Origin of the sequence: Micromonospora sp. WMMD712, from assembly GCF_029581295.1 — a bacterium.
Classification (GTDB): Bacteria; Actinomycetota; Actinomycetes; order Mycobacteriales; family Micromonosporaceae; genus Micromonospora; species Micromonospora carbonacea.
In genome coordinates this window covers 7,535,740-7,556,349 of the sequence record NZ_CP120743.1, presented here as the reverse complement: position 1 = coordinate 7,556,349, position 20,610 = coordinate 7,535,740, and the positions used below count along the sequence as shown (strand labels likewise).

Genomic DNA, 20,610 nt, shown 5'->3' with positions numbered 1-20,610 from the left:
CCCGCCGGTCGGGCCCGTCACGAGGCAGACCCCACGAGCCGGGCGGAAACCGGCCGACGTTCTACCCCAGGAGTTGCGGTGACCGAGCGCATCACGTCCGTAGCCACCATCGACGTACGATTCCCCACCTCCCGGCACCGCGACGGGTCGGACGCGATGAACCCGTTCCCGGACTACTCCGCGGCGTACGTGATCCTGCGGACCTCGGCGGGGGCCACGGGCCACGGCCTCGTCTTCACGGTGGGCCGCGGCACCGAGATCCAGGTCGCGGCCGTCCAGTCGCTCGCCCCGATGGTGGTCGGCCAGCCGGTCGACGCGCTGGTCGCCGATCCGGGCGCGCTGGCCCGCCGGCTCGTCGGCGACAGCCAGATCCGCTGGCTGGGCCCGGAGAAGGGCGTCGTGCACATGGCGGCCGGCGGCCTGGTCAACGCGGTGTGGGACCTCGCCGCCCGGCGGGCGGGCAAGCCGCTGTGGAAGCTGCTCGCCGACCTCACCCCGGAGCAGCTCGTCGCCCAGGTCGACTTCCGCTACCTGCGCGACGCCCTCACCGAGGACGAGGCGCTCGCGCTGCTGCGGGCCGCCGCCGCCGGCCGGGCCGAACGGGAGCGCCGGCTGCTCACCGAGGGCTACCCGGCGTACACCACGACCCCGGGCTGGCTGGGCTACGACGACGAGAAGCTGGCCCGGCTCTGCGCCGAGGCGGTGCGCGACGGGTACGGGCTGATCAAGCTCAAGGTCGGCGGGAACCTGGCCGACGACGTGCGCCGGATGGGCATCGCCCGGCAGGCCGTCGGGCCGGACATCCGCATCGCGGTCGACGCCAACCAGATCTGGGGCGTGCCGGACGCGATCCGGTGGATGCGCGAGCTGGCCGCGTTCGACCCGTACTGGATCGAGGAGCCGACCTCGCCGGACGACGTGCTCGGGCACGCCGCCGTGCGCAAGGCCCTCGCGCCGGTGAAGGTGGCCACCGGCGAGCACGTGCACAACGCGGTGATGTTCAAGCAGCTCCTCCAGGCCGACGCCGTCGACGTGGTGCAGATCGACGCGTGCCGGGTCGCCGGGGTCAACGAGAACCTGGCGATCCTGCTGCTCGCCGCGAAGTTCGGGGTGCCGGTCTGCCCGCACGCGGGCGGGGTCGGGCTCTGCGAGCTGGTGCAGCACCTGGCCATGTTCGACTTCGTCGCGGTCAGCGGCAGCGCCGACGACCGGGCCATCGAGTACGTCGACCACCTGCACGAGCACTTCGTGGACCCGGTGCGGGTCACCGGCGGGCGGTACCTGGCACCGACCGCGCCGGGGATGAGCGCGGAGATCGTCGCCGCGTCCGTGACCGACTTCCGCTACCCGGACGGCCCGCAGTGGACGCGACGGCCGGCGACGGCGGAAGCGGCGACGGCATGATCATCGACGCGCACCACCACCTGTGGCGGCCGGAACGCGGCTACGCCTGGCTCGACGCGCCCGAGCTGGCGACCATCCGCCGGCCCTTCACCCCGGCCGACCTGACCGCCGAGCTCGCCGCGGCCGGCGTCGACGGCACCGTGCTGGTGGAGGGCGGCCGCTGCCACCCCGACGAGGCCGCCGAGTTCCTCGGCTACGCCGCCGACACCCCGGCCATCCTCGCGGTGGTGGCCTGGCTCGACGTCGCGTCCGGCGACGTGCCCGCCACCGTCGGGCGCTACCGGGCGCTGCGCGGCGGCGAGTACCTGGCCGGGGTGCGTTCGCAGGTGCAGGGCGAGGCCGACCCCGGCTACCTCGACCGGCCCGACGTGCGGCGCGGGCTCGCCGAGCTCGCCGCCGCCGGGCTCGTGTTCGACCTGGTGATCCGCGCCGACCAGCTGCCGGCGGCGGCCCGGGCCGCCCGGGCGGTGCCGCAGCTGCGGTTCGTCCTCGACCACCTCGGCAAGCCCCGCATCGACTCCGGCGGGGCGGGGCTGCGGCGCTGGCGCGGCCCGCTGGCCGACCTGGCCGCCTGCCCCAACGTCACCGCCAAGCTGTCCGGCCTGGTCACCGAGGCCGGGCCGGACTGGACACCGGAGCACCTGCGCCCGTTCGTCGAGGTGGCGGTCGAGGAGTTCGGGCCGCGGCGGCTGATGTTCGGCTCGGACTGGCCGGTCTGCCTGCTCCGGTCGGACTACGCCGGCGTGGGCCGGGCGTTGGCGGCGGCGCTGCCCCCGCTGTCGGCCGCGGAGCGGCAGGAGATCCTCGCCGGCACCGCCGTGCGCGCCTACGACCTGGCGCGGCGGGTCGCGCAGCTCCCCCCGGCATCCGCCGAGGGACGACACCCGACGGAAAGGGCCTGACGTGCGACGCTACGGCTGGGTGATCCGGCTGCGCCCGCATCGCCGCGAGACCTACCTGCGGCTGCACGCCGCCGTCTGGCCCGACGTCGAACGGCGGCTGCGCGAGGCGAACATCCGCAACTACAGCATCTTCCTGCACCGGGACCTGCTGTTCGGCTACTACGAGTACGTGGGCGAGGACCACGACGCCGACCAGCGCCGCATCGCCGAGGACCCGCAGACGCGGGCCTGGTGGAAGCTGACCGATCCGTGCCAGGAATCGCTCGCCGAGCCCGGCTCGGGGCACTGGTGGGCCCCGATGGACGAGGTCTGGCACCTGACCGAGGAGGCGTCGTGAACCGCAGCGCGCAGTACGTCGGCGACAACACCTTCGTCGTCGCCGACACCGACCCCGTGCCGCCCGGCCCCGGCGAGGTGCGCCTCGACGTCGCGTACACCGGGATCTGCGGCACGGACCTGCACGTCGCGCACGGCGCGATGGACCGGCGGGTCCGGGTGCCCGCGGTGATCGGCCACGAGATGTCCGGCCGCGTCGCCGAGGTCGGCGCGGGCGTCGAGGGCTACCGGGTGGGCGAGCCGGTGACCGTCATGCCGCTGGACTGGTGCGGCGAGTGCCCGGCCTGTCGCGCGGGCCACCGCCACGTCTGCCACCGGCTCAACTTCGTCGGCATCGACTCGCCCGGCTCGATGCAGCGCTCCTGGACCGTGCCCGCGCGGCTGCTGGTGCCGCTGCCCGAGGGCCTGCCCCTGGCCCACGCCGCGCTGGTCGAGCCGACCGCGGTCGCCGTCCACGACGTGCGGCGCTCCCGGCTCGCCGCCGGGGAGCACGCGGTGGTCGTCGGCGCCGGCCCGGTCGGGCTGCTCATCGGCACGGTCGCCAGGTCGGTCGGCGCCGAGGTGACGGTGCTCGAACTCGACCCGCACCGCCGGGCGCTCGCCGCCGAGCTCGGGCTGCACGCCCTGGACCCGGCGGCGGTCGACGTCGCGCGGCACGTCCACGAGGCGACCGGCGGGGCCGGCGCCGCCGTGGTGTTCGAGGTGTCCGGCTCCGCCGCCGGGGTACGCACCGCGACCGACCTGCTCGCCGTGCGCGGGCGGCTGGTGGTGGTGGCGATCCACCCCACCCCGCCGGCGGTGGACCTGCACCGCGTCTTCTGGCGCGAGCTGGAGCTGATCGGCGTGCGGGTGTACGAGCGCGACGACTACGTCGAGGCCGTCCGGCTGGTGCACGACGGGCAGGTGCCCGCCGAGCGGCTCATCACCCGGATCGTGCCGCTGACCGAGGTGGCCGAGGCGTTCCGGGCGCTCGCCGCCGGCGGCGAGGTGAAGGTCCTCGTGGACTGTGGAGGTGCGGCGTGAACCCGTTCGACCTGAGCGGCCGGCTGGCCGTGGTGACCGGCTGCCGGCGCGGGATCGGCCTGGCCATGGCGGAGGCCCTGGCCGCGGCCGGCGCGGACATCGTCGGCGTCAGCGCGGCGTTGGAGGAGTCCGGCAGCGAGGTCGGCCGGCGGGTGGCGGCCCACGGCCGGTCGTTCGAGGCGTACCGGACGGACCTGTCCGACCGCGCCGCCGTCCGCGCGCTCGCCGAGCGGCTCGGGCAGTCGCCCCGGCCGGTCGACATCCTGGTCAACAACGCCGGCACGATCCGCCGCGCCCCCGCCGCCGAGCACTCCGAGCAGGACTGGGACCACGTGCTGGAGGTCAACCTGTCCGCACCGTTCCTGCTCGCCCGGGAGGTCGGCCGGCAGATGGTCCGGCGCGGCACCGGGAAGATCATCTTCACGGCGTCGATGCTGAGCTTCCAGGGCGGCGTGACGGTGCCGGGCTACGCGGCGGCGAAGTCGGCGGTCGCCGGGCTGACCCGGGCGCTGGCCAACGAGTGGGCCCCGCACGGGGTCAACGTCAACGCGATCGCGCCGGGCTACATCGACACGGACAACACCCGGGCGCTGCGCGAGCAGCCGGAGCGCAACCGGGCGATCCTGGAGCGGATCCCGGCCGGTCGCTGGGGACGGCCCGACGACCTCGCCGGGGCCACCGTCTTCCTCGCCTCCGACGCGGCCGCGTACGTCAACGGGGCCGTCATCCCGGTCGACGGGGGCTGGCTCGCGCGCTGACCCGCCGAGGGCCGGCAGGACGTGGCACCGGGCCGGGGGCGTCGCCCCCGGCCCGGCGTCGGTCACGGGGTGGTCAGGTCGAACCGGCGGACGGTGACCGCGCCGCCGAGCGCCTGGGTGGCGTAGTTGAAGACGGCGAAGCGGTAGCCCATGAAGAACTGCCAGGCGTTGTTCAACGTCAGCGCGTTGCCCAGCGGGACGAAGTTCACCCCGTCGGTGCTGTAGGAGAAGGACGCCTGCCGCCCGCTGCCCGGCCTGATGTCGGCCTTGGCCCGCAGCCAGATCCGGCCGCCGCTGACCGCCGCGCTGGCGATCTCGGTGCCGGTGCTGGTGGTCCGCCAACTGCCGTCCATGGTCAGGCCGTTGGTCATCACCACCCGGGTCGCCCCGTTGTCCCGCCGCACGCCGATCCAGGCCGACGAGTCACGGAGCATCGCCAGCCCGGAGCGGTCGCCGTCGCGCATGGTCGAGTAGTCCAGCTCGATGGTGGCGGTGGAGGTGGGCCCCTGGATGCGCCGGGTCGCGGTGTTGCGGGCGCTGTAGAGGTCGTTGGTGACCGTGGCCGTCTGCAGGCGCAGCCCGCTGCCGGTCGACCACTTCGTGTTGTCCGGGTTGTGGTTCCACTCCCACTGCGGGCTCAGCGTCGTGCCGGTGAAGGTGTCCGCGCCGGTCATCGGCGCGACCGGCCGGGCCGGCAGCGGCGACGGGTAGCTGCTGCCCCAGGCGCCGTTGACGGTCTGGATCTGCGGCCAGCCGTCGGAGGTCCAGGTGATCGGCGCCAGCGCCGGCACCCGGCCACCGGGATACGCGTCGACGAAGGCCATGTAGTACCACTGGCCGTTCTGGGTCTGCACCAGGCCGCCCTGGTGCGGCACGCCGCCGCCGGAGATCGGGCCGGGCATGTTCAGCAGCACCTGCCGCGTCTCGTACGGACCCCAGGGGCTGGTCGAGCGCAGGATGTACTGCCCGTTGGCCGGCCTGGTGACGAAGATGTAGTAGTAGCCGTTGCGCTTGTAGAACCGCGAGCCCTCCAGCGTGCCGATGTTCGACGGCGTGGTGTAGACCTGCTGCGTGCGCACCTGGCTCAGCCCGTCCGCCGACAGCTGCGCCACGTGCAGGGTGCTGTTGCCGTAGGCGACGTACATCGTGTCGTTGTCGTCGATCAGCAGCCCCGCGTCGTAGTAGCAGTTGTTGATCTCCGAGCGCTTCTGCCAGGTGCCGCTGACGGAGGTCGACGTGTAGACGTACGACTTGTTGAAGTCGATGCAGCCGATCCAGTAGAACGTGCCGTTGCTGGCGCGGTAGTTGAGCGTCGACGCCCAGATGCCGTTGACGTAGGCGCGGGAGGTGGAGCTGGGCAGGTCGTACTTGGTGCCGAAGTCCAGCCGGGGCACGGAGTGCCCCACGAACTCCCAGTTGACCAGGTCGTACGAGCGCAGCACGGGCGCGCCCGGGGAGTAGTGCATGGTGGACGAGGAGAGGTAGTAGGCGTCACCGACGCGGATGATGTCGACGTCGGCGAAGTCCTGCCAGACGACCGGGTTGGTGTACGTGGAGCCGCCCGGGTTGCCGCCGTCGCCGACGCGGACGAGCTGCCACTGCTGGTTGTTGCCGCCCCAGTCGGCGTACTGGACGACGTTCCCGCCGTCGGCGGTGGAGGCATTCTGGATCTCCACTGCCTTGTTGGAGTGCCGGGCGATCAGCCGCACGTACCCGCCCGCGGAGTCCGCCAGGCGGAACTGCTGGTTGGTGCCGTTGGTGTCCGACCACTGCACCACCGCCGCGCCGTCGGCGGTCGACGCGCCGGAGACGTCCAGCACCTTGCCCGAGTGGCGCGACTTCAGCCGGTAGTAGCCGCCACCGGAGTCGACGAACTGCCACTGCTGCCAGGCGCCGTCGTTGCGCGTCCACTGGGTGATCCGCGCCCCGTCGTTGGTGGCCTGGTTGTACAGGTCCAGCGCCTTGCCGCTGTTGCGGTTCACCAACACGTACCACGCGGTGGTGTCCACCGTCGCGGCCACGGCCGCCGACGGCACCACCGCGACGATCCCCGCGCCGAGCAGCATCGCCAGCACGGCGGCGGCGACCCGGGACAGCCGGCCACGCCGTCGCGCGCCCGGCATGACCTGTCCGATGAGTGCCATGTCCCTCCTTCGTGGACGGTCGATGCGCGGCCGGAGCCGCCGACACCAACTCCTGTTAGCGCTCACATCGAGCACATTGACTGTGTGCGATAACACTCCGGACGTCAAGCCGTAACATCCGGCGGCCCGGGGCAGCAGCCAGCGGAACCTCCCCCACCGGCGGTCCATGGTCGACGGTCACGGCCAGTTCGCTCCGCGACACGCACAGGCATTGACATCGATTGCGCGCCCCGGCAGGCTTTGTGCACCGTCTGCGGGCAGGCGGCGAACCGGGTTGTTTCGAGTTGTGCCGAGTAACGTCAATCGACGTTTCCCTCAGCGGTGAGGGAAAACGCATAGCGCCTCGTAGTAGTACCTGGACGTCGACGGTCCCTTTTGCCTGCCGGGCGTTTCCCGCCTGTCCGGGGGTGAAGTCCTGCCGTTCGTGCGTCGCCGTCCCGGCTCTTTCGACGGATCGGAGATCTGATGCGCGTCGCCCTGCTCACCACGACTCAGCACGGCCACCTGAACCCGTACGTCCCGGTGGTCAACGCGCTCCAGGCCGCCGGCGGCGAGGTCGCGTTGTTGCTGTTGTCCGCCGACGGCGGCGCGCTCCACGAGCAGCGTCGTCAGGCCCTGGGCAAGGCACAGGTCCACGGGGTCGGTGAGGTCGAGATGGCGCCGTGGAGCGGCGACCCGGCGAGGATCGGCCCGATGCTGCGGTCGTCGCCGGTGGCGGAGCAGACAGCCGACGCGATCCGGGCGGCCGAGCCGGACTTCGTGCTCGTCGACTCGCTGCCGGTCACGGCGGCGGCCATGGTGGGCGCGCACGCCTCCGGCGTGCCGTACGGGATGATCTGGGCCAACCTGGGCGGGGTGTGCCCGGCCGAGCACCGGCGGGGCCGCTGGGCCTACGACGAGCAGGTCGGCGACTACCTGACCGGGCACGGGGTGGGGTGGTCGACCAGGACCCACTCGGCGCGGTCGCCGATCCTCAACCTGATGCCGACGATCCCCGCCCTCGTCGGGGCCGACGCGGTCACCGACGACGGCGTGCAGCTCGTCGGCCTGCCGGGCGCGGCGGGGGCCCGCGGCGACGAGGTCGCCTTCGCGGCCCTGGACCGGCTCGACCCCGACCGCCCGGTGGTCTACGTCTCCTTCGGCACGATCTTCTACCGGCGGCCGGACCTGCTGCGCACGGTGATCCTCGGTGCGGCGGCGACCGGCGCGCAGGTGATCGCCTCCGTGGGCGACCTGGCGGCGGAGCTGGCGCTGCCCGACGACGTGCTCACCGCCCCCTACCTGCCGCAACGCGAGGTGCTCGACCGGGCCGACGTGTTCGTCACCCACGGCGGCTACAACTCGGTGGCGGAGTCGATCCGGGCGGCGACGCCGATGCTGGTGGTCCCGCTGGCGGTGGACCAGCCCATCCAGGCGCACTTCGTGGCCCGCGCGGGCTTCGGCACGGCGCTGGAGCCGGCCGCGGTCACCGGGCAGGCCGTCGCCGACGCCGTCACCGACCTGCTCGATCCCGCCCGGGACCACCGGGCGCGGCTGCGCGCCGCGCAGCCGGAGTGCGGCGACTCCGCCGCCCGCACGGCCGAGCTGGTCGCCGGCACGGTCGAGAGCCTGCGACGGCAGGTGACGCGGTGACCATCGAGCTGCACCGGCCGGTGCACGACCCGATCGTGCTCGACGACCCCGAGCGCCTCTCGTTCCGGGTGGACCGGCGCGCCTACACCGACGAGGACCTGGCCGCCCGGGAGCTGACGAGGATCTTCGACCGCTGCTGGCTGTACGTCGGGCACGAGTCGGAGGTGCCCGCGCCGGGCTCGTACGTGGCCCGCGACGTCGGCGGGCGTCCGGTGGTGCTGGCGCGCGGGTCCGACGGGGTGATCCGGGTGTTCGCCAACAGCTGCCCGCACCGTGGGGCCCTCGTCTGCTCGCAGCCGGCCGGGCAGGTCCGATCGTTCCGCTGCCCCTACCACGACTGGACCTTCTCCAACCAGGGCGACCTCGTGGGTGTCCCGATCCCCGACGGGTACGGGCCGGGGTTCCGCAAGGCGGACTTCGGCCTCACGCGGCACCAGAGCGACAGCTACCGCGGTTTCGTGTTCGTCACCTTCGATCCGCAGCAGCCGCGCACCCTGACGGAATACCTGGCGGGCGCGACGGAATACCTCGACCTCGTCGACGACCAGTCCACGGCCGGAATGGAGGTGATCCGCGGCGCGCAACTGCACGGGGCCCAGGCCAACTGGAAACTCATGATGGAGAACAGCGTCGACATCTACCATTTCCGGGCCCTGCACAAGCGATACGTCGGCTACATGGAATCGCTGGGGTCGGTGCCGCCCCGGCGGCGGGGCGGCTTCGGCCGCGCCCTCGGGCTGGGGCACGGGGCCAACGAGCTGCCGCCGGCGGCGGCGCGCCCGCTCGCCTACTGGACGCCGATGTTCGGCCCGGAGGTGCGGCCCCGGATCGAGGCGACGGCCGCGCGGTTCGTCGAGCGGTTCGGCCCCGAACGCGCGCAACGGATCACCGGCACCAACCGCGCGCTGCTGATCTTCCCCAACCTGATGATCATCGACGCGATCGCGATCACGATCCGCAAGATCGACCCGGTCGGCGCCGGCCGGATGGCCATCACCTCGGTCGCCCTGGCGCCCAGGGACGAGGACCCGGACATCCGCGAGCTCCGCAAGAGCCACTACCTGACGTTCCTCGGCCCCGCCGGCTTCGCCACCCCCGACGACATCGAGATCATCGAGTCGTGCCAGCGGGGCTACCTCAACCGCGCGGTCCGCTACTCGGACCTGTCCCGGGGCATGAACAAGGAGGTCCCGGAGACGACCGACGAGCTTCCCGCCCGCGAGTTCTGGCGGCAGTGGGACCGGCTGATGCACGGCGACGACGGTCACCACGAGCCCGGCCGCCGGGCCGGGGCACAGGGGGCGGGGCCACGATGACCATCGAGTTGAGCGTCGACGGGGCGGCCCAGGTGCGGCTGTGGCACCGGGTGAGCCAGTTCCTGTTCCGCGAGGCACGGCTGCTCGACGAGTGGCGGCTGCACGAGTGGTACGACGAGATGCTGACCGACGACATCCGCTACGCGGTGCCGGCCACCGACGTCCGCGACGGCGCGGGCGACGCGCTCGGGCTCGTCGACGACGACGCCGCCCGGCTGCGCCAACGCGTCGAGCAGCTCCTCAACGGCGAGGTGTGGTGCGAGAACCCCCGGTCGCGGACGAACCGGATGATCGGCAACGTGGAGATCCTGGCCGATCGGGGCGGCCACCTCGACGTGGCGGCCAACGTCGTCGTCCACCGGTTCGGGCACGGGCGCTCCGACGCCTACGTCGGAAAGTACCGGTTCGAGCTGGTCGTCGACGGCGAGTCGTTCCGGATCCGGCGGCGGGTCGTGGTGCTCGACCACGAGACGTTGTACGAGCACGGCAAGCTCAGCATCATCCTGTGACCGGGCAGTGACGGCGGCCGGCACCGGCAACGTCCCACCCGTTGCCACCGCCCAGCCGGGCCTCCCGCGCGAGGTCCACGTCCTCAGCGTCGTCGGCGGCTGCGTCATGCTCGGCCTGGGACTGGTGCTCCCGGTGCTCCCGGTGTACGCGGCGACCTTCGGGGCCGGGCCCACCCAGATCGGGGTGCTCGTCGCCCTGTTCGCGTTGCTTCGGCTGGCCGCCAGCCCGTTCTGCGGCCGGCTCGGCGTCCGGTTCGGGGAGCGGCGGGTCCTGGTCGCCGGCCTGCTGCTGTGCGCGGTCTCCTCGGCCCTCACCGCGTTCGCCTCGTCCTACGCGCAACTCCTCGTGTTCCGTGGCCTCGGCGGCGTCGGCTCGGTGCTGTTCTCGGTGTCCGCCCTGGCGATGCTCCTGGCGATCGCGCCGGCCGACCAGCGGGGCCGGGCCAGCGCCGTGTTCGAGGCGGGCTTCCTGCTCGGCGGGATCTGCGGGCCAGCGCTGGGCGGGCTCCTCGCCCTCGTCGACCTGTCCACGCCGTTCCTGGCGTACGCCGGGCTGCTGCTGGCCGCCGCCGGGCTGGCCCTGGCGGTGCTGCGCACCGGCCCCCGCGCCGGCGCGGGGGCCGACCGGGGCGCGGTCGGGCTGCCGCTCCTGCTGCGGGACCGCCGCTACCAGGTGGCGTGCCTCGCCGCGTTGGCGCAGGGCTGGGTGCTGTTCGGGCTGCGCAGCGCGCTGGTCCCCACGGTGGTGGTGGCGTGGCGGCACGACGTGGCGTGGGTCGGCTGGGCGTTCACCACGTCCGCCGTCGTCCAGGCGCTGCTGATCGTGCCGGCCGGCAGGGTCGTCGACCGGGCCGGCCGCCGGCCGGCCATGATCGCCGGCACCGGGGTGGCGGCGGCGGCCATCGCCGCCCTGGCGTTCGTCGACAGCTACGCCTGGCTCGTCGTACTGCTCTGCGGGTACGCGGCGGGATCGGCGCTGCTCAACGCCGCGCCGGCCGCGCTGATCGGGGACGTCGTCGCCGGCCGCGCCGGCAGCGGCGTCGCCGTCTTCTCGATGTGCACCGACGTCGGCGCCGTGGTCGGGCCGGTCGTGGTCGGCCTCGTCGCCGAGCGGCTGGGGGTTCCGGCCGCCTTCGGCAGCGGCGCCGCGCTGCTGTTCGCCGCCCTCGTGGCGTCGTGGGCGTTGCCAACTGTTCGGCCCAAGCGAAGGAGTTGATCGATGAGTCAGCCGGATGCCCGGCACGAGCAGGGCGTGGCCATGTTCCACCAGGTCTTCGGCCGCGAACCACGCCCGGGTTCCCACCCGGAGTTCCTGCGGATCACCGTCGACCACCTGTTCGGCGAGATCTGGACCCGCCCCCACCTCAGCGTCGAGGAGCGGGAGCTGGTCGCGCTGACCGCGGTCGCGCTGGCCCGGACCGACTGGGAGCTGCGCGGCCACATCGGCGCCGCCCTGCACCTCGGGATGTCGCGGGAGAAGGTCGTCGAGGTCATCATCCAGCTCGCCTACTACGGTGGCTGGCCGGTGGCCAACAACGGGCTGCGCGTCGCCCAGGAGGTCTTCGCCGAGCTGGACGCCGCCGCGGGGAAGGATGCGGACCGTGACCGGTGAGCCGTCCCCCCTCGGCCCGGCCGAGAAGGTCGACCTGTGGCGTCAGCGGTTCTTCGAGGCCCAGGCCGCTGCGGAGGAGTTCGTCCTGGGCGAGCACGGCGAAGCGGGCCTGGCCGCGTGGATCCAGGCCAACTCCCGGATCACCGCGGAGCTGCTGCGGGCGCAGCGGCCCACCGGCGTGTCGGCCACCGACCACTTCATGACCCGGCTGCGCAACCAGCTCCTGCTGTACGACTCGGCGGTGACCAGCGAGGCCGGGCCCTCGGGCACCGTCCTGCGCAACGCCGACTGCGGGATCCTGCGGTACCGCAAGCGGGCCGCCCGCGCGGGCGTCGTGCTGACGTTCTCGTCGCCGTGCGCGTACTGCCAGGAGCTCAACACCGCCATCGCCGCCCGCTACGTGGAACCGGACGTCACGGTCACCTGCGAGCAGGCGGGCGACGGGTGCACCTGGCGCGCGGAGTCCCCTCAGCCCACGGAATGCGACGCGGCCGGGTCGCCGCAGCGGGGACGCGCCACCGGCTGAACCACCGGCAGCGCCGTGCGGTCCGGGGCCGGCGACCGGCTGACGTCGAGCGTCATGCCGAGTTGCCGGCCCACGGCCACGCACAGGTCGATCGCCGCGGTGCGGGTCAGGTCCTGGTGGTCGTTCTGGGTGACGCACGCCGACGCCACGTTGCGGTTCTTCAGGCGCAGGTACCAGGGGAACAGCGAGCCCAACGCGGGCTCGGTCAGCATCGTGCGCGAATGGACGATCGTGCCCACCAGCAGGTTGCCGAACGGGCGCTGCCGGGCGTTCATGAAGCTCTTCAGGCGCTCCTGGAAGATCTTCAGCACGGCCGGCACGTTCCCCGCGTACACCGGCATGGCGAGCAGCATCGCCTGCGCGCCCTCGGCCAGGTCGACGACGTGCGCGAAGTCGTCGTCGAGGGTGCACCGGCCCACCTCGGGATCGAGGCAGGTGTCCTCGCCCTCGCACATCCCGATGCGGTGGTCGATCAGCCGGATCCGTTGGATCCGCGCGTCGCCGACCTCCCGGACGACGCCGCCGATCGCCGCTTCGAGCAGCGCGTCGGTCACCGACGGCAGCCGCTTCTGCGTGCAGGACAACGCGACGATCTTCATTCGAGGGCCTCCCCTGTCCGCTCGGCGCCAACCCGGGGCCGGCCACCTCACGACGCCCCGTGGCCGTCACGCGGAGGCAGCCTCAACCTACCGACAGTGCGGCACCGCCGGAAGCGGTCGCACCGCTCGCGCTCCCGGCCCGGGACACCACGGCGGGACCGGTCGCGGGTCAGAGGCTGCTGCGGTAGGGCGGCATGAACCGCAGCCGGGGCATCTGGTCGGCGAGCACCCCGCCGTCGACGACCAGGTGGGTGCCGTTGATGTAGCGGCCGGCGGCGGAGGCCAGCAACAACAGCGCGCCGACGCAGTCGGCCGGCGTGCCGTAACCGCCGCGCAGCGGGATCCGCTCCGCCCAGGCGGCCTCGAACGCCTCGCGGTCCAGGGGGAACTCGCCGTCGATCGGGGTGGCGATCATGCCGGGGGCGATCGTGTTGGCGGTGATGCCGTGCGGCCCCAGCTCGGCGGCGAGCGACCGGGTGAGCAGCTCGACGGCGGCCTTGGAGGCGTTGTAGTGGGCCAGCCCGGCCTCGGCCACCAGCCCGTTCTTGGAGGAGACGTTGACGATCCGGCCCGGCACGCCGTCGGCGATCATGTGTTCGGCGGCGCGCTGGGCGAGGAAGAAGACGGCGTCCACGTTCACCCGCATCACGTCCCGCCAGGCGGCGACGGTGATCTCGTTGAAGTGCTCCAGCCGGGCCACGCCGGCGTTGTTGACCAGGATGTGCACCGGGCCGCGGTCGCGGCGTACCCCGTCGAACCAGGCCGCGATCGCCTCGGTGTCGGCGAGGTCGAAGGGGTACGGGTGGCAGGCGCGGCCCCGCTCGGTCACCGCGGCCACGACCGGGTCGAGGTCGACACCGGGCCGGTCCACCACCACCACGTCGGCGCCGGCCGAGGCGAGGCCGGCGGCGAACGCGGCGCCGAGCCCGCGCGCGGCGCCGGTCACCACGGCCAGCCGGCCGGACAGGTCGAACGACGGCGGGACGCGGGGGGTCATGCCAACCCCAGCAGGTCGAGGGACGGGCGGTGGATCAGCCGCTCGATCTGCTCGGCGTCGAGCGGGTCGAGGCCGGGGATGCCGGGCACCCGCCCCACCGCCCGCAGCCCCTCGATCGAGGCGTCGACGGTGGTGAAGGGGTAGTCGCTGCCGAACATCAGCTTGTGCCACACGCCGTAGTCCTGCACCAGCCGCAGGCTGTGCCAGAGCTGGAAGGGGCGGTAGTGCAGCGCGGACACGTCGGCGTAGACGTGCCGGTGCTTGCGGACGACCGCGATGCACTCCCCCTCGTACGGGTGGCCGAGGTGGGCGAGCACCATGCGCAGCTCCGGGTGGCGGATGGCCACCTCGTCGAGGTGCACCGGGAGCGCATAGCGCAGCGGCGCGGTGGAGACGAACGTGGTGCCGGTGTGCACCAGCAGCGGCAGCCCGTGCCGCTCGGCGTAGGCGTACAGGTCGTCGTGGGCGGGGTCGGCGGGGTCGAAGCCGGCGTACATCGGCATCAGCTTGATGCCGCGCAGGCCCAGGTCGCGGTGCCCGTGCTCCAGCTCGTCGCGCCACCCGGGCTGGGTGGGGTCCAGGGCGAGGTACCCGACGAGCCGGTCCGGCCGGGCGGCCACGTACGCGGCCACCGCGGCGTCGTCGACCCACAGCCCGGACCGGCGGGCCTTGCCGCCGACGACGACGGTGCGGGTGTCCGCCGGGGCGGTGGCCGCGTACTGCGACCACCGCACCGTCAGGTCGACCTCGCCGCCGTGGGCCCGCGCCGCCTCGGCGGCGAACGGGTCGCCGACGTGGTCGGGGCAGTCGAACAGGTGCGAGTGCACGTCGACGATCATCGGCGGTCCCGCTTCTCCCACCCCTCGGCGAACATGTTCCAGAAGCCGTGGCTCGGCGGGTGCTCGGCGAACACCTCGTCCACCAGCTCGACGCCGAGGCCGGGCGCGGTGGGCAGGTCGATGTGCCCGTCGACCACCGGCAGGGCGCCCCGCACTGCGTCGAAGACATAGTCCTCCAGCAGCCCGTCGAAGGTCTCCAGGATCTTGAAGTTCGGCATCCCGAGGACGGCGTGCACCGAGGCGGTGGTGCACAGCGGCGAGTTGGAGTTGTGCGGGGCGACCACCATGGCGTGCTGGTCGGCGATGGCCGCGAGCTTGCGCACCTCGGTGAAGCCGCCGGCCATGGAGAGGTCGGGCTGGATGATGTCGACGGCGTCGGTGGCGAACAGCCGGGCGTACTCGTAGCGGTTGTGGAAGTGCTCGCCGCCGGAGATCGGCATGGTGGCCCGGGCGCGCAGCTCGGCGTACCGCTCGATGTGGGTCCACGGCAGCGGCTCCTCGAACCAGCCGAGGTCGAACGGCTCCAGCTCCCGCACCAGCCGGGCGGCGGTGTGCATGGCGAAGCGGGCGTGGCCCTCGACGAACAGCTCGATCTCTGGCCCGACGGCGGCGCGCACGGCGGCGACGATGTCGATCGAGCGGCGCAGCTCGGCCCGGGACAGCTCGCCGAGGCCGGCGCCGAACGGGTCGAACTTGAGCGCCGGGTACCCCCTGGCGACGGTGGCCCGCGCCCGCTCGGCGAACGCGTCGGGCTCCCGGTCGCCGGTGTACCAGCCGTTGGCGTAGACCCGGACGCGGTCGCGGCAGGCGCCGCCGGTGAGCCGGTACGCGGGCACCCCGAGGGCCTTGCCCATGAGGTCGTAGAGGGCCTGGTCGACGCCGGAGACGACGATCCCGCCGACGTCGCCGCCGCGCAGGAAGTCGCCCTGGTACATGCGCAGCCAGATCTCCTCGACGTCGAACGGGTCGGCGCCGATCAGGTGCCGCCCGGCCATCGCCTCGGCGAGCTGGCAGGTCTCCCGGGCCCGGTACGGGTGGGTGATCTCGCCGACGCCGGTCAGCCCGGCGTCGGTGTGCACCCGCACGTAGGAGAAGTCGCGCCAGGCGGTGCCGAGGGTGAGGGTCTCCACCCGGCTGATCCGCCCGGCCGGCCCGACCGGCCGGGTCTTGTCGACGGTGAGCATCAGCGCCCCTCCGCGCTGGCGACCGCGCCGCCCATGGTGGCGGTGCCGGCCAGCTCGGTCGTCCCGCCGGAGGCGAGGGTGTCGCGCACCGCCGCCCGGGTGGCCTCGACCAGGTGGTCGATGTCGGCGTCGGTGTGCGCGTAGGAGATGTGGTTGCGCTTGAGGTTCAGCGGCAGCTCGAAGATGCCGTGCTCGGGCATCCGCCGACGGTAGCCGATGAACATGCCGGCATCGTTGCGCAGCAGGTCGTCGTAGCTGCGGGGTGCCGGGCCCGGCATGAAGTAGGTCACGAACACGGAGCCGTGCCCGGTGACCACGGCGGGGACGCCGAGGTCGGCGAGGACCTCGCGGATGCCGGCGCGGGCCCGCTCGCCGAGGCGGTGGACGTGCTCGTGCACGGGCTCGGAGCGCAGCTTGCCGAGGGTGGCGAGGGCGGCGGCGACCACCGCGGGGTGCCCGTTGTAGGTGCCGGCGAAGAAGGCGGGCGCGCCCGGACGGGTGCTGAACAGGTCCATCAGGTCGGCGCGGCCGCCCAGGGCGCCGATCGGGTAGCCGTTGGCGATGGCCTTGCCGAGGGTGGTCAGGTCGGGGGTGACGCCGCTGATCCGCTGCCAGCCGCCCAGGTCGTGCCGGAAACCGGTGATCACCTCGTCGAAGACCAGGACGCTGCCGGCCCGGGTGCACTCGTCGCGCAGCGCCCGGAGGAACTCCTGGTCGGGCAGGAGGCAGCCGACGTTGTGCGGCACCGGCTCGACGATGACGGCGGCGATGTCGTCGCCGTGCGCGGCGAAGGCGGCCCGGACGGCGGCCACGTCGTTGAAGCGCAGCACGAGGGTGGCGTCGAGGACCTCCGGCAGGATGCCCGTGGAGATCGGGTCGGGCAGGCCGACCCGGTCGGGGGCGGAGATCACGTTGAGGCTGACCGAGTCGTGCCAGCCGTGGTAGCAGCCCTGGAACTTGACCACCAGGCGTCGGCCGGTGGCGGCGCGGGCGACCCGCAGGGCGTGGAAGGTGGCTTCGCTGCCGGTGCTGGTGAGCAGCACCTTCTCGATGCTCGGGACCAGCTCGGCGAGGGTCTCGGCGAGCTGGATCTCGCCGTGGGTGACGGCCACCCCGCACAGGTCGACCCGCGTGCCGGCCTCGGCGACGGCGGCATTGACGTCCGGGTCGTTGTGGCCGAGCAGGGGCGGCCCGAAGGCCGCGTGGTAGTCGGTGTACTGGCGGCCGTCGGCGTCCCAGAAGCGCGCGCCGGAGGCGCGGGCGATCACCATCTCGGTGAGGCCCGGGATGCTGCGCTGCCCGCTGTTGACGCCGCCGGGGATGACCCGGCGGGCCCGCTCGGCGGGGGTGACGCCGGACGGGGCCGATCGTGAATTCACACCTTCTCCTCATCGGTGCGGCGCGGCGACCCAGCCCGGTCGCGGTGCCGCGGTCTTGTCCGCCGCAGGAGGAACCAGCAAAACTCTGAACAGTGTTCGGCTATACCAAACGATGTTCGGCATACTAGGCAGGTGAAATCGCGAAGGTCAACAGCGGGAGGCCCGATTTCCGAACGGGCTTGCTACGCTGTTCGGCCTTGGCGAACAGCATCAGCTTCCCTGATCGAAAGAAGGACCATGGCCACCACCGAAGACGTCGACAGCTCCCGCTACCTGGTGCGCAGCGTCAGCCGCGCGGCCGAGGTGCTGGAGGCGCTCTCCGCCGCCACGCCGGGCGAGGGGCTGAGCGTCACCGACGTCGCCCGCTCCTGCGGCCTGTCCAAGAGCGCCGCGTTCGCCACCCTGCACACGCTGTGCCATCACGGCCTGGCCGCCGACGACGGCGAGGGGATGAACCGCCGCTACCGGCTCGGCATGGCCCTGGCCCGCCTCGGCGTCCGCGCCCAGGAGCAGCTGTCGCTGCGCGACATCGCCCGGCCGGTGCTGACCGCGCTGACCCGCGACACCGGGCTCAGCTCCCGGCTGGCCGTCCCGGAGGGCGCCCACGCGGTCGTCATCGACCAGGTCAGCAACGGCGAGCGCATCCAGATCGAGCTGCGGATGGGCACCCGCGAGCTGCCGCACTGCACCGGGCTGGGCAAGGCGTTGCTGGCCGAGATGACCCCGGCGCAGGTGGCCGAGCTGATCGGCCGGGTCGGGCTGCCCCGGCGCACCGACCACACCATCACCGACCTGGACTCGCTCGTGGCCCACCTGCACGACGTCCGCAAGGCCGGGTACGCCCTGGACGACGAGGAGGACGCCGAGGGGGTGTTCTGCATCGGCAGCGCCCTGCGCGACCACAGCGGCGGGTGCTGCGGCGCGATCAGCGTGACCGGGCTGAAGCTCGGCCTGCCCAGCTGGCGCTACCAGGAGCTGGGCCGGCAGGTGCGCCAGGCCGCCGAGGCCATCTCCGTCCGGCTGGGCCACGTCCCGGCGGGCCAGACCCCTTGACAGCCGGTTCACCTGCTGTTTAACGTTCCCGCCAACGTCACGGCCCCGGTCGTGGCAGGTCGCGGCCCCCGGCCGCGGCCGTCTCGGGCGAACAGCTGACTCCCGTCGCGCCGCAGCCCCGGCGCCGGGCGTTCCGGTCAGCAGCTCCGCCGCCTGCGCGCCTCGCGCGTTTGCCCGACCTTCCCCCGCCCTGCGTACGCCCCGTGGCGCCCGCAGGCCCCCAAGCAACCGCCGTCCGGCACCCCGCCGGACGGCTGGACCGCGAAGGTTGAGGCTCTCCATGGGTCTACTTGGCACGTCCACGCCCACCCCCCACGACCAGATGCTGCGCGTCGACACCGTCGCCGACCTGGCCCGGCTCGCCCCCGCCACGCTGACCGCCCGCGCCCTGGTGCGGGTCGCCGGCTACCACCGCCCCGGCGACGGCGGCGGCATCCTGCTGCGCTGGGACCCCACCAGCACCGCCGCTGGCAACGGCGGCACCGTGCACGACCCGTACCCGGGCCGCGGCGACCGGCGCGGCCGGTGGCTGGCCGTGCACGACGGGACCGGCGACTTCCGGAGGTTCGGCATCTTCGGCCGGGACACCCCCGCCGACGCCGCGCTGGACGCCATGGTCGGCGACCCGGCGATCCGCCGGGTCGAGGCCCACACCGACCTGCGCTTCGTCAAGCGGCACACCTTCGGCCGCAGCGACATCGAGCTGGACTTCGGCGGGCACACCGTGCACACCGACGGCATCGAGCGCAACACCCACGACAACCCGTTCGGCGCGGTGCTGTACTTCCGCGGCACGGTGACCGACACGGTGATCACCCACACCCTCACCGAGACCGTCCCCGAGCTGACCGACGTCTTCCCGGTGCCGGACTCGGCGCGGTTCGCCGTCGGCCAGTGGTGGACCGCCACCAGCGACGCCCTCACCGGCGCCGACGAGCGCGAACTACAGAAGATGGTCCAGGTCACCCAGATCGTCGACGGCACCCACATCCGGGTGGGCTACCTCAACGGCTGGACCCTGGAGCCGGGCCGCCGGATCACCTGGCAGCGGGTGGAGCCGGTCCAGCGGGCCCACGTGCGCGACATGGTCTTCCTCGGCCACGTCGCCTTCACCGGCGAGTACCCCGGGTCGGGGCCGGACGACCGCGAGTACAGCGGCTCCCACCCCGTCGCCTACGAGTACGCCGTGCGCTGCGACGTCTCCGGCATCGACGCCACCGGCACCTGGTGGCCGGTGATCATGCGCCGCTGGTGCACCCACTTCACCACCGCGAACTGCACGCTGAAGAACCCGCCGGCCGTGATGTACGGCGGCGCCGGCTACCTCACCCAGCAGATCTACTGCCTGTACGGGCACGTGGTGGACTGCCGCAGCAGCAACGCCCGGCACCTCAACGACCTCACCGCCTCGGCGTACTGCACCGTGGAGAACTGCCACGGCGACGGCGACGACGCCGGCGGCAACCCGTTCACCACCCACGGGCAGTACGAGCACGACCTGGTCTTCACCGGCAACTCCGGCCTGATGGACATCGCCAACAGCGGTGGCCAGTGGGGCATCAGCGCCAAGCGGATCACCGTCCGCCGGCACGTCTGCTCCTGGTTCGTCGCCGGCACCAAGATCACCGACCTGACCCTGGAGGACGTGCGGGTCGTCCCCCGCTCGACGTTCGACCCGGCCGGCACGCTCCAGGTCAACGCCGACGGCGCGCAGCTGCGCGGCTGCTCGGCGCGGACGCTCAGCATCGCCCAGCGCTCGGCCCGGTCGGGCCGGCCCACGATCATCGCCGACTGCGACTTCGACCAGCCCGCCGGCACGGTGATCGTGCAGACCCCGGTGAGCAACCCGGTGCACTTCGTCCGCACCACCTTCCGCGGCCTCGACGGGGCGATCCTGCGCGGCTCGGGCCCGGTGCGCTTCACCGACTGCACGCTGACCGGGACGCCCGGCGCGGCCCCGCTGCTGATCGGCGCGGCCGAGGTGGTGGTGCGCGGGGGCACCCTGACCGACACCGGCATCGAGCTGTCGGCCGTGCGCGACCAGCGCCTCGTCGTCGACGGCGGCGCGGCGGTCACCGGCACCAACGCCCGCCGGGCCCTGCTGACCCGGGCCGCCGGCAGCGGGGCCGTCCGGATCGAGCTGGGCGACTACCGCAGCACCGCGGCCGACGCGCAGACCGCGCACGTGCGCGTCGACGCCGGGGTCAACCGGTACCGCGCCGTCGGCGCGCGCTTCTCCGGCGGCCGGCTGACGCTCGCCGACGCCGCCTTCGGCGTCGGCTCCACCCTGCTGCACACCGGGTGCGTCGAGGAGGGGGTCGCCCGCGAGCTGCCCGCCGAGTCCGCCCGCGTCGTCGCCCGCGACAACCTCGCCCTCTGACCGCCCCCGCAGGAGGA

19 protein-coding genes are annotated in these 20,610 nt (G+C 73.3%); 13 read left to right on the top strand and 6 right to left on the bottom strand.

The genetic code is table 11. The features are described 5' to 3' along the window. Nucleotides 1–78 precede the first annotated feature (78 nt). Genes O7633_RS32070 through kduD form a run of 5 tightly spaced genes read left to right on the top strand, consistent with a single transcriptional unit; the run spans nucleotide 79 to nucleotide 4,423 of the window. Complete coding sequence (locus tag O7633_RS32070; protein ID WP_282325069.1) at nucleotides 79–1,404, top strand: enolase C-terminal domain-like protein; 1,326 nt, start codon at nucleotides 79–81, stop codon at nucleotides 1,402–1,404. Further along, nucleotides 1,401–2,306, top strand: a complete 906-nt coding sequence (locus O7633_RS32065; protein WP_282325068.1) for an amidohydrolase family protein — start codon at nucleotides 1,401–1,403, stop codon at nucleotides 2,304–2,306. The genes O7633_RS32070 and O7633_RS32065 overlap by 4 nt, the downstream gene beginning before the upstream one ends. 1 nt (nucleotide 2,307) lies before the next feature. Continuing rightward, the gene (locus O7633_RS32060) at nucleotides 2,308–2,643 is read left to right on the top strand and encodes an L-rhamnose mutarotase (protein WP_282325067.1); all 336 of its coding nucleotides are present in this window, start codon (nucleotides 2,308–2,310) and stop codon (nucleotides 2,641–2,643) included. Then, a complete protein-coding gene (locus O7633_RS32055; protein WP_282325066.1) occupies nucleotides 2,640–3,665 on the top strand; it encodes an alcohol dehydrogenase catalytic domain-containing protein in 1,026 nt (341 codons plus the stop codon). The genes O7633_RS32060 and O7633_RS32055 overlap by 4 nt, the downstream gene beginning before the upstream one ends. Beyond that, nucleotides 3,662–4,423: a 2-dehydro-3-deoxy-D-gluconate 5-dehydrogenase KduD gene (gene kduD / locus O7633_RS32050; RefSeq protein WP_282325065.1), complete on the top strand. Its 762-nt coding sequence runs from the start codon at nucleotides 3,662–3,664 to the stop codon at nucleotides 4,421–4,423. The genes O7633_RS32055 and kduD overlap by 4 nt, the downstream gene beginning before the upstream one ends. 62 nt (nucleotides 4,424–4,485) lie before the next feature. Here kduD and O7633_RS32045 read toward each other — a convergent pair whose 3' ends face one another. Then, nucleotides 4,486–6,567 carry a family 43 glycosylhydrolase gene (locus O7633_RS32045; protein ID WP_282325064.1) on the bottom strand — a complete coding sequence of 694 codons (2,082 nt, stop codon included), beginning with the start codon at nucleotides 6,565–6,567 and terminating at the stop codon, nucleotides 4,486–4,488. Nucleotides 6,568–7,032: 465 nt separating this feature from the next. On the opposite strand from O7633_RS32045, the gene O7633_RS32040 reads away from it, so the two are divergent. The 6 genes from O7633_RS32040 to O7633_RS32015 are packed head-to-tail and all read left to right on the top strand — an operon-like array spanning nucleotide 7,033 to nucleotide 12,162. After that, on the top strand, nucleotides 7,033–8,199 hold the full coding sequence (locus O7633_RS32040; protein ID WP_282325063.1) for a glycosyltransferase: 1,167 nt from the start codon (nucleotides 7,033–7,035) through the stop codon (nucleotides 8,197–8,199). Then, a complete protein-coding gene (locus O7633_RS32035; RefSeq protein WP_282325062.1) occupies nucleotides 8,196–9,515 on the top strand; it encodes an aromatic ring-hydroxylating dioxygenase subunit alpha in 1,320 nt (439 codons plus the stop codon). Before O7633_RS32040 ends, O7633_RS32035 begins: the two co-directional genes overlap by 4 nt. After that, nucleotides 9,512–10,024 carry an aromatic-ring-hydroxylating dioxygenase subunit beta gene (locus tag O7633_RS32030; protein WP_282325061.1) on the top strand — a complete coding sequence of 171 codons (513 nt, stop codon included), beginning with the start codon at nucleotides 9,512–9,514 and terminating at the stop codon, nucleotides 10,022–10,024. The genes O7633_RS32035 and O7633_RS32030 overlap by 4 nt, the downstream gene beginning before the upstream one ends. A 7-nt stretch (nucleotides 10,025–10,031) precedes the next feature. Beyond that, nucleotides 10,032–11,240 (top strand): MFS transporter, encoded by a 1,209-nt coding sequence (locus O7633_RS32025; RefSeq protein ID WP_282325060.1) that lies wholly within the window; start codon nucleotides 10,032–10,034, stop codon nucleotides 11,238–11,240. 3 nt (nucleotides 11,241–11,243) lie between these two features. After that, complete coding sequence (locus O7633_RS32020; protein WP_074475993.1) at nucleotides 11,244–11,636, top strand: carboxymuconolactone decarboxylase family protein; 393 nt, start codon at nucleotides 11,244–11,246, stop codon at nucleotides 11,634–11,636. Then, complete coding sequence (locus tag O7633_RS32015) at nucleotides 11,626–12,162, top strand: hypothetical protein (protein WP_178064285.1); 537 nt, start codon at nucleotides 11,626–11,628, stop codon at nucleotides 12,160–12,162. The genes O7633_RS32020 and O7633_RS32015 overlap by 11 nt, the downstream gene beginning before the upstream one ends. Here the strand turns inward: O7633_RS32015 and O7633_RS32010 are convergent. The 5 genes from O7633_RS32010 to O7633_RS31990 all read right to left on the bottom strand — a co-directional run bounded on the left by O7633_RS32010 (nucleotide 12,105) and on the right by O7633_RS31990 (nucleotide 17,160). After that, complete coding sequence (locus tag O7633_RS32010) at nucleotides 12,105–12,761, bottom strand: NAD(P)H-dependent oxidoreductase (protein ID WP_282325059.1); 657 nt, start codon at nucleotides 12,759–12,761, stop codon at nucleotides 12,105–12,107. The genes O7633_RS32015 and O7633_RS32010 overlap by 58 nt on opposite strands. A gap of 169 nt (nucleotides 12,762–12,930) precedes the next feature. Then, entirely contained in the window at nucleotides 12,931–13,758 is an 828-nt protein-coding gene (locus O7633_RS32005; RefSeq protein ID WP_282325058.1) for an SDR family oxidoreductase, read from the bottom strand. Next, a complete protein-coding gene (locus O7633_RS32000) occupies nucleotides 13,755–14,597 on the bottom strand; it encodes an amidohydrolase family protein (RefSeq protein ID WP_074475989.1) in 843 nt (280 codons plus the stop codon). Before O7633_RS32000 ends, O7633_RS32005 begins: the two co-directional genes overlap by 4 nt. After that, nucleotides 14,594–15,781: a mandelate racemase/muconate lactonizing enzyme family protein gene (locus tag O7633_RS31995; RefSeq protein WP_278134020.1), complete on the bottom strand. Its 1,188-nt coding sequence runs from the start codon at nucleotides 15,779–15,781 to the stop codon at nucleotides 14,594–14,596. Before O7633_RS31995 ends, O7633_RS32000 begins: the two co-directional genes overlap by 4 nt. After that, nucleotides 15,781–17,160, bottom strand: coding sequence for an aspartate aminotransferase family protein (locus O7633_RS31990; protein WP_282325057.1), 1,380 nt, complete (start codon nucleotides 17,158–17,160; stop codon nucleotides 15,781–15,783). The genes O7633_RS31995 and O7633_RS31990 overlap by 1 nt, the downstream gene beginning before the upstream one ends. A 237-nt stretch (nucleotides 17,161–17,397) precedes the next feature. Between O7633_RS31990 and O7633_RS31985 the strand changes: the two genes are divergently transcribed. Both O7633_RS31985 and O7633_RS31980 read left to right on the top strand, forming a co-directional pair. Then, nucleotides 17,398–18,213, top strand: a complete 816-nt coding sequence (locus O7633_RS31985; RefSeq protein WP_278134018.1) for an IclR family transcriptional regulator — start codon at nucleotides 17,398–17,400, stop codon at nucleotides 18,211–18,213. 280 nt (nucleotides 18,214–18,493) lie between these two features. Next, complete coding sequence (locus O7633_RS31980; RefSeq protein WP_282325056.1) at nucleotides 18,494–20,593, top strand: hypothetical protein; 2,100 nt, start codon at nucleotides 18,494–18,496, stop codon at nucleotides 20,591–20,593. Nucleotides 20,594–20,610 lie beyond the last annotated feature (17 nt).